This is a genomic window from Peribacillus frigoritolerans (genome assembly GCF_004358755.1).
In the GTDB taxonomy this organism is placed as follows: Bacteria; Bacillota; Bacilli; order Bacillales; family Bacillaceae; genus Bacillus_P.
The window spans coordinates 1435941-1452885 of record NZ_SMZY01000001.1; the positions used below are offsets into that span (position 1 = coordinate 1435941).

The 16945-nt window shown below is 41.3% G+C and carries 20 protein-coding genes; all 20 read right to left on the reverse strand.

Features of this window, described 5'->3' with window-relative positions; genetic code table 11:
• Window positions 1-15 precede the first annotated feature (15 nt).
• On the reverse strand, window positions 16-924 hold the full coding sequence (xerC, locus tag E2R53_RS07430; RefSeq protein ID WP_133311074.1) for a tyrosine recombinase XerC: 909 nt from the start codon (window positions 922-924) through the stop codon (window positions 16-18).
• Window positions 925-986: 62 nt separating this feature from the next.
• Window positions 987-2294, reverse strand: a complete 1308-nt coding sequence (gene trmFO / locus E2R53_RS07435) for an FADH(2)-oxidizing methylenetetrahydrofolate--tRNA-(uracil(54)-C(5))-methyltransferase TrmFO (RefSeq protein WP_133311075.1) — start codon at window positions 2292-2294, stop codon at window positions 987-989.
• 53 nt (window positions 2295-2347) lie between these two features.
• Complete coding sequence (topA, locus tag E2R53_RS07440; protein WP_133311076.1) at window positions 2348-4423, reverse strand: type I DNA topoisomerase; 2076 nt, start codon at window positions 4421-4423, stop codon at window positions 2348-2350.
• 223 nt (window positions 4424-4646) lie between these two features.
• Window positions 4647-5471 (reverse strand): DNA-processing protein DprA, encoded by an 825-nt coding sequence (dprA, locus tag E2R53_RS07445; protein WP_435796770.1) that lies wholly within the window; start codon window positions 5469-5471, stop codon window positions 4647-4649.
• Window positions 5472-5643: 172 nt separating this feature from the next.
• Window positions 5644-6546: a succinate--CoA ligase subunit alpha gene (sucD, locus tag E2R53_RS07450; protein ID WP_070877236.1), complete on the reverse strand. Its 903-nt coding sequence runs from the start codon at window positions 6544-6546 to the stop codon at window positions 5644-5646.
• An 18-nt stretch (window positions 6547-6564) separates the two neighbouring features.
• Window positions 6565-7725: an ADP-forming succinate--CoA ligase subunit beta gene (gene sucC, locus E2R53_RS07455; protein WP_070877235.1), complete on the reverse strand. Its 1161-nt coding sequence runs from the start codon at window positions 7723-7725 to the stop codon at window positions 6565-6567.
• A gap of 157 nt (window positions 7726-7882) precedes the next feature.
• Window positions 7883-8173 carry an EscU/YscU/HrcU family type III secretion system export apparatus switch protein gene (locus tag E2R53_RS07460; protein WP_133311078.1) on the reverse strand — a complete coding sequence of 97 codons (291 nt, stop codon included), beginning with the start codon at window positions 8171-8173 and terminating at the stop codon, window positions 7883-7885.
• Window positions 8170-9435: a hypothetical protein gene (locus tag E2R53_RS07465; protein WP_133311079.1), complete on the reverse strand. Its 1266-nt coding sequence runs from the start codon at window positions 9433-9435 to the stop codon at window positions 8170-8172. The genes E2R53_RS07460 and E2R53_RS07465 overlap by 4 nt, the downstream gene beginning before the upstream one ends.
• A gap of 13 nt (window positions 9436-9448) precedes the next feature.
• Window positions 9449-10225 (reverse strand): ribonuclease HII, encoded by a 777-nt coding sequence (locus E2R53_RS07470; RefSeq protein ID WP_133311080.1) that lies wholly within the window; start codon window positions 10223-10225, stop codon window positions 9449-9451.
• A 98-nt stretch (window positions 10226-10323) separates the two neighbouring features.
• Window positions 10324-11181 (reverse strand): ribosome biogenesis GTPase YlqF, encoded by an 858-nt coding sequence (gene ylqF / locus E2R53_RS07475; protein ID WP_133311081.1) that lies wholly within the window; start codon window positions 11179-11181, stop codon window positions 10324-10326.
• Window positions 11182-11261: 80 nt separating this feature from the next.
• Window positions 11262-11795, reverse strand: coding sequence for a signal peptidase I (lepB, locus tag E2R53_RS07480; protein WP_133311082.1), 534 nt, complete (start codon window positions 11793-11795; stop codon window positions 11262-11264).
• Window positions 11796-11927: 132 nt separating this feature from the next.
• Complete coding sequence (gene rplS, locus E2R53_RS07485) at window positions 11928-12272, reverse strand: 50S ribosomal protein L19 (protein ID WP_029281375.1); 345 nt, start codon at window positions 12270-12272, stop codon at window positions 11928-11930.
• Window positions 12273-12437: 165 nt separating this feature from the next.
• Window positions 12438-13169, reverse strand: coding sequence for a tRNA (guanosine(37)-N1)-methyltransferase TrmD (trmD, locus tag E2R53_RS07490; RefSeq protein WP_133311083.1), 732 nt, complete (start codon window positions 13167-13169; stop codon window positions 12438-12440).
• Window positions 13166-13690: a ribosome maturation factor RimM gene (gene rimM, locus E2R53_RS07495; protein WP_133311084.1), complete on the reverse strand. Its 525-nt coding sequence runs from the start codon at window positions 13688-13690 to the stop codon at window positions 13166-13168. The genes trmD and rimM overlap by 4 nt, the downstream gene beginning before the upstream one ends.
• A 12-nt stretch (window positions 13691-13702) precedes the next feature.
• Window positions 13703-14083, reverse strand: coding sequence for a YlqD family protein (locus tag E2R53_RS07500; RefSeq protein WP_133311085.1), 381 nt, complete (start codon window positions 14081-14083; stop codon window positions 13703-13705).
• Window positions 14084-14177: 94 nt separating this feature from the next.
• Window positions 14178-14408 (reverse strand): KH domain-containing protein, encoded by a 231-nt coding sequence (locus E2R53_RS07505; RefSeq protein ID WP_133311086.1) that lies wholly within the window; start codon window positions 14406-14408, stop codon window positions 14178-14180.
• An 11-nt stretch (window positions 14409-14419) separates the two neighbouring features.
• Window positions 14420-14692, reverse strand: a complete 273-nt coding sequence (gene rpsP, locus E2R53_RS07510; protein WP_070877225.1) for a 30S ribosomal protein S16 — start codon at window positions 14690-14692, stop codon at window positions 14420-14422.
• 94 nt (window positions 14693-14786) lie between these two features.
• Window positions 14787-16130: a signal recognition particle protein gene (gene ffh, locus E2R53_RS07515; RefSeq protein WP_070877224.1), complete on the reverse strand. Its 1344-nt coding sequence runs from the start codon at window positions 16128-16130 to the stop codon at window positions 14787-14789.
• A 12-nt stretch (window positions 16131-16142) separates the two neighbouring features.
• Window positions 16143-16475: a putative DNA-binding protein gene (locus E2R53_RS07520; protein WP_133311087.1), complete on the reverse strand. Its 333-nt coding sequence runs from the start codon at window positions 16473-16475 to the stop codon at window positions 16143-16145.
• Between the two features lie 259 nt (window positions 16476-16734).
• The coding region (locus E2R53_RS23445; protein WP_206197359.1) for a hypothetical protein at window positions 16735-16945 on the reverse strand (211 nt) is incomplete at its 5' end.

A 16945-nucleotide genomic window follows, 5' to 3' on the forward strand; every position in this document is an offset into this window, starting at 1 on the left:
CCGTATTCTTTTTCTTTATGCACGCGGATGATGAGACATATAGATGTTCCGCAAATGATCTTTTGTTACATGAGTATAAATTTGTGTAGAAGATAAATGAGAATGACCTAAAAGCTCCTGAACACTCCTCATATCAGCACCTTCATTCAGGAGGTGTGTTGCAAACGTATGCCTGAACATATGCGGGCTGATATTCATGGTAGTAGAAGTCTTCTTAATCATTTCATTCAGAATGTGCCGGACTCCCCTTACTGTCAAAGGACCGCCGCGCTGATTAACAAATAAATGATCATGATCACCGGCTTGTTTATCTTTAAGAAGAAGCTGCTTTCTGCCTGAAGATAAATAAAGCTCCAAAGTGTCCTGTGCAAAGCTTCCAAAGGGAACATAGCGCTGTTTTCCGCCTTTGCCGTTTACAAGGACCGTTCCAATCTGCAAATCAAGATCGGTCAGCTTGATTTGACACAATTCACTTACCCTTATACCGGTTCCATATAAGACTTCAAGGAGCGCCTGATTTCTCTGGCCGGCTGCAGTTGCAGAATCTGACAGGGTAAAAAGCTGCTCGAGCTCTTTTTCATACAAGAACTGCGGGAGCCTGTGTTCTTTCTTTGGAAGAGAGACACTTGCAAAAGGATTTTCTGTAACGATCTTTTCCCGGTTAAGAAACCTGTAAAAGCTTCTTAATGAAGAAATTTTCCTTGAAATTGTTTTTCTGGCAAAATTTTTTTGATGCAGCTGAGTTAAGTATAATCTTGTATCAGAATATGTAATGAGCTGAAGATCAATCAATGATTGTTCCTTCATAAATATAAAAAAATCTTCTATATCAGCAACATAATTCACAATTGTATATTGTGAATAGTTTTTCTCAATTTGTAAATATTCTACGAACAAATTTAAAGAATTCTTAACATTTTCCATCTTAACACCTCACAAGGGCTACTAAATGTTATCACACATTCAGCAGCCCTTGCAAATGATTTCTATGATTTTTTCGAAATTTTTTGAATTGTTTCAATCGCTCTGATTGCGTATCTTTCATAGCGTTCTTTTTTGCTTTTAATACGCTCCGGAAGCTCTGCAAAAATGCCAAAATTCGCATTCATCGGCTGGAAATTGTCAGGATTTGCTGTTGTAATATATCTTGCCATGCTTCCCATTGCTGTCTCATGAGGAAGAACAAGCATTTCTTCTCCAAGAACATAATTTGCAGCATTGATGCCCGCCAGTAAGCCAGAAGCAGCAGATTCTACATAGCCTTCAACACCTGTCATTTGACCTGCAAAAAACAGATCTTCCCTCTCTTTATACTGATAAGTCGGCTTCAGCATTTTAGGAGAATTAATGAATGTATTCCGGTGCATCACACCGTATCTGACAATCTCTGCATTCTCTAAACCCGGGATCAGTTTCAATACTTCTTTTTGAGGCCCCCATTTTAAATGTGTCTGAAAACCGACAATGTTATAAAGGGTGCCGGCGGCATCATCCTGTCTGAGCTGAACGACAGCATGAGGTCTTTTTCCAGTCTTCGGATCTTCGAGTCCAACTGGTTTAAGCGGGCCGAAAAGCATTGTCTTTTTCCCGCGTTTTGCCATGACTTCAATCGGCATGCAGCCTTCAAAGAAAATTTCCTTTTCGAATTCTTTAAGAGGAACCGTTTCGGCTTCAACAAGCGCATCATAGAAACGATCAAACTCTTCTTCTGTCATCGGGCAGTTTAAGTATGCTGCTTCGCCTTTATCATAACGGGACTTCAAGTACACCTTGTCCATATCGATGCTGTCTTTTTCAAGAATAGGAGCAGCAGCGTCATAGAAGTAAAGATATTCTTCACCTGTAAGTGCCTTTAATTGCTCAGATAATGCTTTAGAAGTAAGCGGTCCTGTTGCAATAATTGTTGGACCAGCCGGAATTTCAGTTACTTCGTCTGTGATGACAGTTACATTAGGATGCCCTTTCACACGTTCCGTAACAAGCGCTGCAAATTCATGACGGTCAACTGCGAGTGCGCCGCCCGCTGGTACTGCACAGTCATCAGCAGATTTAATAATCACTGAATCGAACATTCTCATTTCTTCTTTCAAAACGCCCACTGCATTCGTTAATCCATTTGCACGAAGCGAGTTGCTGCAGACTAATTCTGCAAATTTGTCTGTATGATGTGCCGGAGTCTGTTTAACAGGTCTCATTTCATACAGGTTTACGCGGACTCCGCGATTTGCAAGCTGCCATGCAGCTTCACTGCCGGCAAGACCGGCTCCAATGACATTTACTGTTTTATTGTCCATCTATTTAACCTCCATAAAACACATAAAGAAGGTGAGCAAGACTTCGCTCACCTTTACTTTTGCTGTTCTTCTTTATAATCACAATTCACGCACTGTACCTGCATGCCCTTTTTGAGTTTTTTCTCAACTAGCATATTATCACATTTTGGACATGATCTTGCAATCGGTTTATCCCATGAAAGGAAGTCACATTCTGGAAACTGATCACAGCCATAGAAAATGCGGCGTTTCTTTGATTTTCTTTCAACGATATTCCCTTTTTCACACTTCGGACATGGTACACCGATTTCTTTTACTATCGGTTTCGTATTGCGGCAGTCAGGGAAGTTCGAGCATGCCATGAATTTTCCGTAGCGTCCCATCTTAAACACCATCGGGTTGCCGCACTCTTCACAATCAACGCCAGCCGGTTCATCTTTAATTTCGATTTCTTCCATTTCGTTTTCAGCGACTTCAAGGCGCTTGGCGAAATCTTGATAGAAATCGTCAATGATATTAACCCATAAAACATTTCCATCTTCTATTTCATCCAGACTGTTTTCCATTTTAGCCGTAAATTCAACGTTGATGATTTCCGGGAAAAATTCCATAATCAATTCAAGAACAATCTCGCCAAGCTCTGTCGGAATGAAACGTTTGTTGTCAAGTGCAACATAGCCCCTTTTCTGAATGGTATCAAGTGTAGGTGCATACGTTGATGGTCTGCCTATTCCCAGTTCTTCAAGCGTTTTCACAAGTCTTGCCTCAGTATAGCGCGGAGGCGGCTGAGTAAAATGCTGAGCAGGTTCGATATCTTTAGAATACACCACATCTCCATTTTGCAGATCCGGAAGCATGCGGTCCTTCTCTTCTACTCCATCATCATTTCCCTCGACATAAACTTTCATAAACCCGGGAAATTTAATTTTTGATCCATTCGCTCTGAACATCACATCGTTATTGTTTAAATCCACGCTCATTGTATCTAATACGGCTGATGCCATTTGACTAGCTACAAATCGTTCCCAGATCAATTTGTATAAACGAAGCTGATCGCGGCTTAAAAATTCTTTTAAAGAAGCAGGGTCTTTCAAAGTTGAAGTAGGACGGATTGCCTCATGGGCATCCTGCGTATTTGAATTTTTCTTCACAGCCTTCTTTGCTGTGTTCGTATATTCTTTGCCGTACTTTTGTTCGATGTAAGTAAATGCTTCTTGCTGAGCTGTTTCAGAAATTCTTGTAGAGTCTGTACGCATATATGTAATCAGACCGACAGTCCCTTCTTTTCCAAGGTCCATTCCCTCGTATAACTGCTGAGCAATCATCATTGTTTTTTTCGCTCTGAAATTCAATTTGCGGGCTGCTTCCTGCTGCAATGTAGATGTAGTAAATGGTACCGCAGGATTTCGTTTTCTTTCTTTTTTCGAAACGTTTGTAACGGTAAAATTGTTGCCTTTGATTTTGTTTAGCACTGCTTTAACGTCATCTTCGGTTTTTAATTCCGCTTTTTTTCCATTAATCCCGAAAAATGCGCCATCGAACAAATCCTTGTCTTTTAGAAATTGACTCTCGATTGTCCAGTATTCTTCCGGAATAAATGCTTTTATTTCTTTTTCGCGGTCAATTATCAAACGGACTGCTACAGACTGAACACGTCCTGCACTTAAGCCCTTTTTAACTTTTTTCCAGAGAATCGGGCTGATTTTATAACCGACCAATCTGTCCAGAATCCGTCTAGCCTGCTGTGCATCAACTAAATCCATGTTGATCGGGCGCGGATGTTTAAATGATTCTTTGATGGCATCCTTTGTAATCTCATTGAAAACAACACGGCAATCTGACAAAACATCAACGTCCAGACTATGAGCCAGATGCCAGGCAATGGCTTCCCCTTCGCGATCCGGGTCAGCTGCGAGATAAACTTTTTTTGCTTTTTTTGCTGCTGTTTTTAATTCTTTAAGTACTGGCCCTTTTCCCCGAATGGTAATATATTTCGGTTCGTAATTCCCCTCAGTGTCTACGCCGATCTGACTTCTCGGAAGATCGCGGACATGCCCCATTGAAGCTTTCACCTTATATTTTTTCCCTAGATATCGTTCGATTGTTTTCGCTTTTGCCGGCGATTCAACAATCACTAAATAATCCGACATACATGATCCTCCTTAAAGAGGTGTTCTCTCTCTTTATTTTCATACTTTCACTTTTTTCAATTTATGTGTTTATCTTATAAATGAAATGATATTCCTGCCTGCATATAAAAAGAATCGCATACATTCCATGATTTGCTTAAACAGGTTAAATCTCCACTATTATTAAATATAGTGATGCAGTTTGTCAAACAGTAAATGAACATAAGAAGGAAAATCACACTTATTATACCTGTAAAATGAGATCATTTATGATATCGCATCCGTCTTCTGCGAGGTAGGCGCCCTGCTTGATCAGCTGATTTGCTCCCGCAGAAAAATCGTCAAAAATAGACCCTGGAACAGCAAAAACCTGTCTTCCCTGATCCAAAGCGGTGTTTGCTGTAATCAGCGAGCCGCTTTTCTCTTTTGCCTGCATGACAACTGTACCAAGACTCAAGCCGCTGATAATTCGGTTCCTTTGAGGGAAGTGCCATTTTTGAGGTTTTATATTTGGAGGATGTTCAGAAAGTACAAGTTGTTCATTGCACATTTGTTCAAACAGAGCTTGATTTTCCTTAGGATAAAAATGATTCAGTCCCCCTGCAATAACACCGATTGTGTTCCCATTTTCGCTTAACGCAGCACGATGAGCAAGTGCGTCAATGCCTTTTGCCAGCCCGCTTACAATCGTCCATCCGTCTTTGACTAAGGGATTCACGATTTTCCGGAGCGCATTGGAGCCGTATGATGTTGGATTCCGTGTTCCGACAATACTGATCATTTTTTTCATGTTTAGTCGAGATATGTCACCTTTATAAAATAGAAGGGGAGGAGGGTCTGGTATTTCACGGAGCAGGTCTGGGTAGTTTTCATCAAAAAGAGTGAGCATATGGAGGTTTTGTTCGCTATATTGAGAGATAACTTCATGAAGATTGAATGAGTGCAAATCCTGAAGGAATTGGGGAAGAGTTTGATCTGACAGGCGGAAAAGCTGCTGTATCTCATGATCTGTAAGTCTATATAGAGATTTTAATGTTGGATCGTCTTTCAGCAGGTTTAAAAAATTCATATGGCGAAAGCCCCGGCAGTGGGATAAATGAATAATTTTATGGTGAATTTCGAGCATTTTTTGTCCCTTTCTACTATTATATATAGTTTTATTAGAAAGCTTTTTTAATCATTTTAAAATCGTATTCTATAGAAAGAAGGGAATAGCATGAAACGCTATTCCCAGATCTTTTTTAATGTGTTTTGCATTTTTCAAGTAAATTGTTTTCTTTAAGTGCTTCAATCAATGTTTCACCCATAACGGATGGAGTGTCAGCTACTTTAATGCCGCACTCATTCATTGTTTTGATCTTTTCAGCCGCAGTACCCTTGCCGCCTGAAATAATCGCACCAGCATGGCCCATGCGCTTTCCCGGAGGTGCTGTTTGGCCGCCGATAAAGCCTACAACCGGTTTCGTCATGTTTTCTTTGATCCATAACGCTGCTTCTTCTTCAGCTGTTCCGCCGATTTCGCCGATCATGATAACTGCATACGTGTCCTCATCTTCATTGAAAGCTTTTAAAACATCGATGAAGTTTGTGCCGTTTACAGGATCTCCGCCAATACCTACAGCTGTAGATTGACCGATGCCTGCTTGAGTAAGCTGATGAACAGCTTCGTATGTTAATGTTCCAGAACGTGAAACAACCCCAACATGTCCTTTTGTATGAATATATCCCGGCATGATGCCGATTTTACATTCATCAGGTGTGATTACACCAGGGCAGTTTGGTCCCACGAGGCGTGTTTTCTTTCCTTCCATGTAACGCTTCACATTCACCATGTCAAGAACCGGAATGTGCTCAGTGATGCAGATAACAAGATCAAGTTCAGCATCAACAGCTTCCATGATAGCATCTGCAGCAAATGGTGCCGGAACATAAATGACTGATGCGTTCGCACCTGTTTCTTTAACAGCATCTTCAACTGTATTAAAGACAGGAACTCCTTCTACTTCCGTGTTTCCTTTTCCCGGTGTAACTCCGCCTACTATTTTCGTGCCATACTCAAGCATTTGCTTTGTATGGAATAGAGCAGTAGATCCTGTAATTCCCTGTACAATCACTTTAGTATCTTTGTTAATAAATACGCTCATCTTAGTCCCCTGCCTTTCTTACCCTACTAAAGATACGATTTTTTGTGCGCCATCAGCCATTGATTCTGCAGATGTGATATTCAAACCGGATTCATTTAAGATATTTTTGCCAAGCTCTACGTTAGTTCCTTCTAAACGGACAACTAAAGGAATTTCAAGTCCAACTTGTTTCGTTGCCTCAACAACTCCCTGAGCGATAATGTCACATTTCATGATTCCGCCGAAAATGTTGACGAAAATCCCTTTTACGTTTTGATCTGAAAGGATAATCTTGAATGCTTCTGTTACCTTCTCAGCCGTTGCACCGCCCCCAACGTCCAGGAAGTTTGCGGGATCCCCACCATAGTACTTGATGATATCCATCGTAGCCATAGCAAGTCCTGCTCCGTTAACCATACAGCCGATATTTCCATCTAAAGAAATATAGCTTAAGTCATATTTAGATGCTTCGATTTCTTTCGCATCTTCTTCATCAAGATCACGGTATTCAAGAATATCTTTTCTGCGGTAAAGGGCATTTGCGTCAAAGTTTAATTTTGCATCAAGCGCCATTACTTTTCCGTCTCCTGTTACAACAAGAGGATTGATTTCTGCAATTGAACAGTCTTTTTCAGTGAATGCTTTGTACAGGCTCATCATGAATTTAACAGCCTGTCCCACTAATTCTTTTTGAATATTAATATTAAAAGCAATTCTGCGAGCCTGGTAAGCTTGTAAACCTACAGCAGGATCAATTACTTCTTTGAAAATCTTTTCAGGAGTCGCTTCTGCAACTTCTTCAATTTCCGTTCCGCCCTCTTCAGATGCCATTAAGACAACACGTGAAGTTGCACGGTCTAGTACAAGTCCGATATAGTATTCTTTCTTAATATCGCAGCCTTCTTCAATCAGTAAGCGTTTTACTTCTTTGCCTTCCGGACCTGTCTGGTGAGTAACCAGCGTTTTGCCTAAAATTTCTTTCGCATAAGTTTCTACTTCTTCAATATTCTTTGCAACTTTTACCCCGCCAGCTTTACCGCGGCCGCCCGCATGGATCTGAGCTTTTACGACAACTACCTCAGTACCTAATTCTTTTGCTGCTGACACAGCTTCTTCAACTGTGAAGGCAACTTTGCCGTTTGGTACTGCTACTCCATATTTTCTAAGGATTTCTTTTCCTTGATACTCATGGATATTCATTTCCCATCCTCCTAACTTATGTACGAAAAAAATAGACTGCGCTTTCATTTTATAAAATAGTTGATTCTTTGTCTACTATTCTGCAGAAATTCGTCGAATCCTTCATTTTTTTTAAACTTTTTCACAAAAATTATTTTTCTAGTAATATAAAATATTATCAATCTTTGCCTATAATTGTTTCGGCTTCTTTATCTGCCTGATAAAGAAATGAAAAAATTTCAGCGACTGCCTGATAAAGTTCTTCCGGAATCTGTTCGTTCACTTCCATCTTATGGAGGACTTCGATTAATGAAGGGTCCTCCTGAACTGGCACATCATTTAGTTTGGCAGCTTCAATAATCGTGTCCGCCAGATGCCCTTTACCTTTAGCAGTGACACGGGGAGCAGCATTCTTTTTATCTTGATACCGGAGTGCTGCCGCTTTCTTTTGCATATTTTCATTTTTCATATCTTGAGATCCACTCCCTGCAATGCATGATGATTACGGAACATGACCCTGTCCATAAATTGAGAATGATGATCTTCAGCTTCTTTAAACTGTTCAATTTTGATTGAACTTACTGAATAATGCTGCTGCTGCAATTTTTGTTTTAAGGCATCTGCATGTTTGCGTAAGAGCGAATGAAACAGCGCCGACTGATTATAAATCGTGACGGTCACAATGCGGTTTTGAATATGTAAATCAATCATAATATCTTTAAGAACATTCATATTTAAGTAAAAAAGGATCCGGCAGTAATCAGGGTCTATTTCTCCCTTATCATTTTTTCTGCCCGTCCATTCGATGTTCAGGTCAGATTGAAAATCTCCATAATGGAGCGGTATTTGCATGAAGTGGTTTTGAGTGAAGCCCTGGTCAGCACTTAACAAAGTTTGTCCGTTCAGCTTTGAAAGCAGCTGATCGATTTTTTCTTTTACAGCCGGATCAGAATGTTTGCGACTTGCAGACAGCAATAGAAGCTTCAGATTCTCCTCTTGCCGGATAGAATCAGCCCCTTTTGCCAGCTGCTGTAAAATGGAGATTTCCGCCTTTAAACCAGCCTTCTTTTGGAAGAAAGATAATGCTCCGGCAAGGCCGTCAGCATTTTGTTCGATATCCTGAGCGATTATGGAGCCTATTTGAGTCTTAAGGGCATCTTCAGTCTCCAGTACACTGTGAAGCTGTTTTAATTGATCATAGAGGGTATCGCTGCTTTGCACGTCAAAAAGGGCATTTAAGACCGCTGCAGACAGAGGAAAGTTATTTTTCAGGGCGAAAGTTATGGACGCCATCATCTTTGCCGGATCTCGTCTTCCTTTTTCAGCAGCATGCTTCAATGTCTGCTGCAGATCTTTTCGCTTGATTCCAGGGTGCTCATGCAGTAGCTGATGCATGAAATCCACAGTCCCTATTGTCCGTGCAGCATTCACTTGCTTTAAAAGATTCGGGATAAATTCCGGTGCATCTGAAGGCTCTCCGGACATCTGGGCAAACGACCGCATTTTCAGCTGAATGGCATCTTTACTGGATCTCACTTCAAACCAATAGCTGCCTGAAGAGGGAAAACTGCTGTCGATCCTTGCATGAAGTTTAGTTTCTCCAATTTGGATGACAGCACGATCCCCCGTTTTATCAAGGATTTTCCCATAAACGATATCATTCTTCCTGAAACCGGGCATTTCTTCTTTTTGAATGAATCTCTGTGGTTTACCAGTAATGATATGATCCATTAGCACTGCCCCCTTATTTAATGAGTGCCATTTCTTTCACAGGAGAAAAACTCTTGCGGTGATAGTCAGTTATCCCATCCCTATTTAAAGCTTCAAGATGCAGTTTTGTTCCATATCCCATATTTTGATCGAAGCCATACTGAGGAAATGTTTCAGCAAGCTTTTTCATAATTCGGTCTCTCGTTACCTTTGCCACGACAGAGGCCGCAGCGATGCTCACGCTTCTTGCATCCCCTTTGATTAATGATTCTTGAGGGATTGGGAGGGCAAGCTCCATCGCATCAATAAGCATGTACTCAGGGCTCACAGCGAGCTCATCTACAGCCATCAGCATCGCCGCTTTTGTAGCCTGGTAGATGTTCAGCTCATCAATTTGAGCAGGTGAAATAATGCCGACTCCATAAGCAACAGCCTCACTCAGAATCGTCCCGTAAAAAAGTTCTCTTTTTTCTGCAGACAATTTTTTTGAATCAGTTAACCCCGGCAGATAAAATTCTTCAGGCAGGATAACTGCTGCAGCCACAACAGGACCTGCAAGCGGTCCCCTTCCGACTTCATCAATTCCGCATATGTATTTATATCCCTTATCTCTTGCCTGACGTTCAAATGTCATCATATCCTCAAACATCTGCCTATCTTTTTTCTTCTGTTCAAACTTGCGCATCCATTTTTTGACGAGTGCTTGTACACTTTTTCGATCATCTTTTATGCATTCGAGTAAAAATGGATCGTCTGAACGCTGAACTTGCATCAATTTTTGCCTGATTTGTTCAGTTGATTGCTTTTTCATGGATATCACTGCCTTTATTAATCAATATGTAAGAACTAAAAGAGCCTAACCTTTTACAAAAAAAAATAAAGACGCGCCTTTTAGCGAGTCTTCTTTTCTTATTGCTGAATGCTTTCTGTCGTTTCAAAGCTCAGGCGTCCAAGCTTTTCAGAACGGATTTCTCTCAGAAGAAGTTCGGAGGTTTTATCATAGTCCACCCATCCGCCTGACATGATGCATCCTCTTTTTTTCGCTACAGCATCAAAAAGCTCTACACGGTCTTCAGGAATTTCTTCAAGTGCATATCTTTCTTTAAGCCGGTGCGGATACTTTTCCCCCAAAAATCCCAATGCATAAAAAGCAACTTCCTGGAGATTTAAGATAGCATCTTTTATGGCACCTGTAGTTGCAAGCTTGAGCCCGACAAGCTCATCTTCAAATTTAGGCCATAGAATCCCTGGAGTATCAAGCAGTTCAAGCTCTTTGCCTACTTTCACCCACTGCTGCGCAGTAGTAACACCCGGACGGTCTCCGGTTTTTGCCATATTCTTTTTTGCCAGACGGTTAATAAGCGTCGACTTTCCGACATTTGGAATGCCGATAATCAATGCGCGAATCGCTCTTGGTTTAACTCCTCTTGCAGCCAGTCTGTCAAACTTTTCTTTCAGGACTTCTTTTGACATCGAAACAATCTGCTTCATGCCTGTACCCGTTTTTGCATCAATCGGCAATGCGTGAATGCCCTGCCCTTTGAAATAGGCAAGCCATTGCTGGGTCGCCTTCGGATCAGCCATATCTGCTTTATTCAGCAGCACAATTCTCGGTTTACTTGAAATAATCTCATCGATCATCGGGTTCCTTGATGAAACTGGAATTCTTGCATCGACAAGTTCAAATACGATATCTATTAACTTTAATTTTTCGGTTACTTGACGTCTTGCTTTGGCCATGTGGCCGGGAAACCATTGGATAGTCATTCTTTACACCTGCTTTATTTCTTTACTCATTCGCATGTTTTTTGTGCACTTGCTGAGAAACATGGGCTGCGAAAAGAGCATTACTTAACAAATCGAATATCATTTAATGGCCAGTAGATCAGGCTGGTTTGTCCCATAACCTCATCTTTGGGCACCGGGCCTATATGGCGGCTGTCTTTGCTGTACCTGCGGTTATCCCCCATTACAAACAACTGGCCTTCCGGAACTTCTTCTACTGTAAACGGTTCTGTTAAAGGTCCGTCAATCAGCGTATTTTTATACTCATCTAAATAAGGCTCAGCGTAGGCTTTTCCGTTAATGTAGAGCGTATCATCACGGTATTCTACACGGTCACCCGGAAGTCCGATGACTCTTTTGATGTAATCCTTTTCCTCTGTTGCATGAAACACGACAATATCAAACCGTTCCGGTTCACCTATTTTGTAGCCGATCTTATTAACGATCATACGGTCCTGATCGTGCAGAGTAGGCATCATGGACAAGCCATCCACAACAATTGGCGCAAATAAGAAATAACGGATAACAGCTGCGAGTATTACTGCAATAGCGAGTGCTTTAATCCATTCGAACAACTCGCTCTTTTTTCGGGTCATCTTTTTAGTTCACCTTCTCATACACGTTTTTGTCATGAATCTTTTATAGTCGGGCTGCGCAGAGCCATTGTTTGTTTACATTAAGAAAAAAGGGCTTGTTCAAAGTAGACAAGCCCTTTTAGGTACGATCGATTATCGAATTTCTTTAATACGAGCCGCTTTACCGCGTAGTTCGCGCAAGTAGTAAAGTTTCGCACGGCGTACTTTACCGCGACGGATAACTTCTAACTGTGCGATTTTAGGTGTGTGAACTGGGAATGTACGCTCAACGCCTACCCCATAAGAAATTTTGCGAACTGTGAAAGTTTCGCTGATTCCACCACCACGACGCTTAATGACAACACCTTCAAAAATCTGAATACGCTCACGAGTTCCCTCAACAACTTTAACGTGTACACGTACAGTGTCTCCAGGACGGAAAGCAGGAAGATCAGATCTTAATTGTTCTTTAGTGATATCTTCAATTAGTTTTTGCATCGTTTTCAACTCCTTCCAACAGATGCTCATTACAAAATAAATCATGCAGCGGAACACCGTTTTAGTGTGACGTGCGCCAAATGCCTTTCAAGGAAAAACACATTATAGGCAACCAAATCACAAGAAACATCATATCATATCGAAACAGCTCACGCAATACTGCATTTAACCTTTTTTAAATTCTTCTATCCACTTTTTCTGCTTGTCTGTTAAATCGAAAGAGCTGAGCAAATCAGGTCTTCTGCTAAAAGTCCTTCGCAGCGATTCTTTTTCCCGCCATTCATCAATTTTGGCGTGATTGCCGGAGATTAATACATCCGGAACCTTCATGCCGCGGAAATCAGATGGACGAGTGTAGTGAGGATGCTCGAGAAGCCCTGTACTGAAGGAATCAAGCATTGGGGAGTCCTCATTGCCCAAAACGTCCGGAAGCAGCCTGACGACGCTGTCTGCGATAACCATCGAAGCTAATTCCCCGCCCGTAAGGATAAAATCCCCGATCGAAATTTCATCCGTTACTAAATGCTCTCTGATTCTCTCATCATATCCTTCATAATGTCCGCAGATAAAAACCAAATGCTCTTCCTTTGCAAGTTCTTCTGCTTTTCTCTGGGTATACGTTTCGCCCTGAGGGCATACGAGAATAATTTTAGGAGCAGAGCCGCTTTCTTTTTGAATATCTTCTACAGCATCGAATATAGGCTGCGGCTTCAGAACCATGCCCGCTCCTCCGCCATATGGATAGTCATCCACAATTGAGTGTTTATGATCAGAGTAATCTCTGAAATTGGTTACTTTAAAGCTGACGGCACCTTTTTCTTCCGCTTTTTTCAAAATGGAATTGCCGATCACTCCATGAAACATTTCCGGAAAGAGAGTTAAAAAGTCAATTCTCATTCGTCAATTAGTCCTTCCATCAGTGAAATAACAATGCGCTTTTCTTCTACATCAATCTCCTTAACAACATCATCAATGAAAGGAATTAACGCATCCTTTTTGTTTTTTCTTTTGACAATCCAGACGTCGTTGGCCCCTGTTTCAAGAATTTCTTTAATCGTTCCAATTTCTTCTCCTTTGTCCGTTAAAACCGTACAGCCGATAATTTCGTGAAAATAGTACTCACCTTCATCAAGATCTGTCAACTGGCTTTCAGGGACTTTAATAAGGGAATTTTTATACTTTTCGACATCATTGATAGAACCATGTCCTTCAAATGTAAGGAGATCGAATGTTTTATGAAAACGATGTGTTTTAATTTTTACTTCTACAGGCTCTTTTTGTTCATTTTGAAAGAGATAGAGAACATTTCCTGTCTGGTAGCGTTCTTCAGGAAAATCCGTCGTCGATAAAACTCTGACTTCTCCTTTTACACCATGAGTATTTACGATTTTCCCTACATTAAACCATTTTTCTGCCATTCCTATTCACCTCTAGCGTATTTCGACTACGATTCCATCTTTAATCACAATTGTCTTTTCTTTTATAAGATCATCCCAGCGGTCCCCGACTTGAACCTCCAGGATGGCATTCATCTCTTTTTCTTTCATTTCGCTTCCAAGCGGCAGAGTATGTAATTGCTGTATTTGAAAGTCGGCTATTTTTATTTTATCCATCCGCTTTGATATTTCCCGCTGATATTGTTTGCGCATTTCTTCTGTCTGATTCGTTTTTTCTTTTTTCTTCAGCTGAAAGGCAAGCTGATCAATTTCCCGTTCCAGCTGCTGTTTGGTTTGCATGAAATGATTTAAAAGCTGTTCCCTGCTCGTTTCTGTCAATATTTGTTTGACCGTAACTGTCTGGAAGATTTCCATCGCCATTCCTCCGGTAATCTATTCTGATAACAGCATTTCTGAATCTCTTTCATTGTACAAAAAAAAGGGAGGTTATACCTCCCCTTTTTTTTGCTTAATCATTAATTTCCAGCTGAACTCTTTTTTTAGAGTTAGATCCTGCTGCGTATACAACAGTCCGAATCGCTTTCGCTATCCGGCCGTGTTTTCCAATCACCTTGCCGATATCATCTTGATGTAAGGTTAATTCGTAGACAATTTGATGTTCACGTTCATTTTCTACAACAGACACATCTTCAGGATGGTCAACAAGCGGCTTCACGATCGACTCGATTAACTCTTTCATCGAATCAGCCCTTACTTGCTGTGTTTAGCGTTATGGAATTTTTCCATAATGCCTTGGTTTGAGAACAAGTTGCGAACTGTGTCAGATGGTTTTGCACCATTTTGCATCCATTTAAGAGCAAGCTCTTCGTTGATGTCAACGATTGCCGGGTTAGCAACTGGATTGTAAGTTCCAACTGTTTCGATGAAACGTCCATCACGTGGTGAACGAGAATCTGCAACTACGATACGATAGAAAGGAGATTTATTAGCTCCCATGCGTTTTAAACGAATTTTTACTGCCATTTTATAAAGCACCTCCGAAAATATTTCAACAAGATAGTATGATATCAATGAAAAAGCACTTTGTAAAGTGTTTTTTCTTAACACCTAAAAATTGTTACATAAACGGAAATTTCATTCCGCCTTTTTTCTTGCCTTTTGACATGCTCGTCATTTGTTTCATCATCTTTTTCATGTCTTCAAATTGCTTTAAGAGACGGTTTACTTCCGGGACGGTCGTTCCGCTTCCTTTTGCAATCCGCTTTCTGCGGCCAGAGTTGATGATTTCAGGATGCTGTTTTTCTTCCTTCGTCATCGAACGGATGATGGCTTCAACAGATCCAATCTGTTTTTCATCGACTTGAGCATTTTTTAACCCTTTAATTTTGTTCGCGCCAGGGAGCATTCCAAGAAGCTCATCAAGCGGTCCCATGCTGCGGACTTGTCCGAGCTGTTCGAGGAAGTCGTCAAATGTAAACGAAGCTGTCCTCATTTTTTGTTCAAGTTCTTTTGCTTTATCTTCATCCACATTGGCCTGTGCCTTCTCAATCAATGTGAGAACATCACCCATGCCTAAAATACGGGATGCCATGCGTTCTGGATGAAATGCTTCAATTGCATCCAATTTTTCGCCAAGACCAACAAATTTAATTGGTGTTTGGGTTACAGATCTGATGGATAGTGCAGCCCCGCCTCGTGTGTCACCATCTAGCTTTGTCAGGACTACGCCTGTTAAACCGAGCTGATCATTGAAGCTTTGTGCTACATTTACGGCATCCTGTCCTGTCATTGCATCAACAACGAGGAAGATCTCATCAGGTTTTGATAATTCTTTTACCTGCTGAAGCTCATCCATCAGTGTTTCATCAATATGAAGACGGCCCGCTGTATCAATCAGAACGTAATCAAGATGTTCTTTTTTTGCATGCTCAATCGCCTGCTTGGCAATTTCAACAGGACTTACTTGGTCACCCAGGGAAAAGACTGGCATATTCAGCTGTTTTCCGAGTGTTTCAAGCTGTTTGATGGCAGCAGGACGGTAAATATCTGCAGCGACCAATAGAGGATTGCGGTTATGTTTCTTTCGAAGCAGATTCGCAAGCTTTCCTGTAGTCGTTGTTTTACCGGCACCTTGCAGACCAACCATCATAATAACGGTTGGCGGTCTATTGGCGACGGCAATTTTGCTCTGTTCGCCGCCCATTAAAGCAGTCAGCTCTTCTTTAACAACTTTAATGACCTGCTGGCCAGGAGTTAAGCTTGTCATAACTTCCTGTCCTACTGACCGTTCGCTTACTTTTTTCACAAAATCTTTTACGACTTTAAAGTTAACGTCTGCTTCTAAAAGTGCTAATCGCACTTCGCGCATCATTTCTTTTACATCAGACTCCGACACTTTGCCTTTGCCGCGGATTTTTGCGATTGTATTCTGCAGTCGGTCGGCTAATCCTTCAAATGCCATACATGCCGCCTCCTAATCTAATTTCTCCAGCGCCTCAATCAGCGTCAAAAGTGAACGTTCCTGATCAATCTTGAACGCTGCAGCTTTTAATTGTTCAATCAAATGTTGACGCTCTTGAAATTTTTGAAAAAGCAATAGTTTGGTTTCATATTGCTCTAACATTGCCTCAGTTCGTTTTATGTTATCATACACGGCCTGCCGGCTAATGTCGTACTCTTCAGCAATTTCTCCCAAGGAGTAATCATCAAGATAATAAAGCGACATATAGCTTTTTTGCTTTGGTGTCAACAACGATTGATAAAAGTCAAACAGATAATTTACTCTCGTTGTTTTTTCAAGCGTCACTCAGCGTCTCTCCTTTGTTAAGGGAATTGCCTTTACAAGTCATTAGTTTACAAGCTATAGGTAGTGATGTCAAGTTTTTTTCTTAACACTAATAGAAAAGCGGAACCGACTGTTCAGACCCGACAGACAGATAAGGCTCATCCAGTGAAGGCGCTTTTTGCCTTTGCTGGATGAGACGTTCTGGCCGAGGGTCTAGGAGGTGGAGCTGGACAATGAGAAAAGCGGAACCGACTGTTCAGACCCGACAGACAGATAAGGCTCATCCAGTGAAGGCGCTTTTTGCCTTTGCTGGATGAGACGTTCTGGCCGAGGGTCTAGGAGGTGGAGCTGTCAAAAAGAAAAGCGGAACCGACTGTTCAGACCCGACAGACAGATAAGGCTCATCCAGTGAAGGCGCTTTTTGCCTTTGCTGGATGAGACGTTCTGGCCGAGGGTCTAGGAGGTGGAGCTGGACAATGAGAAAAGCGGAA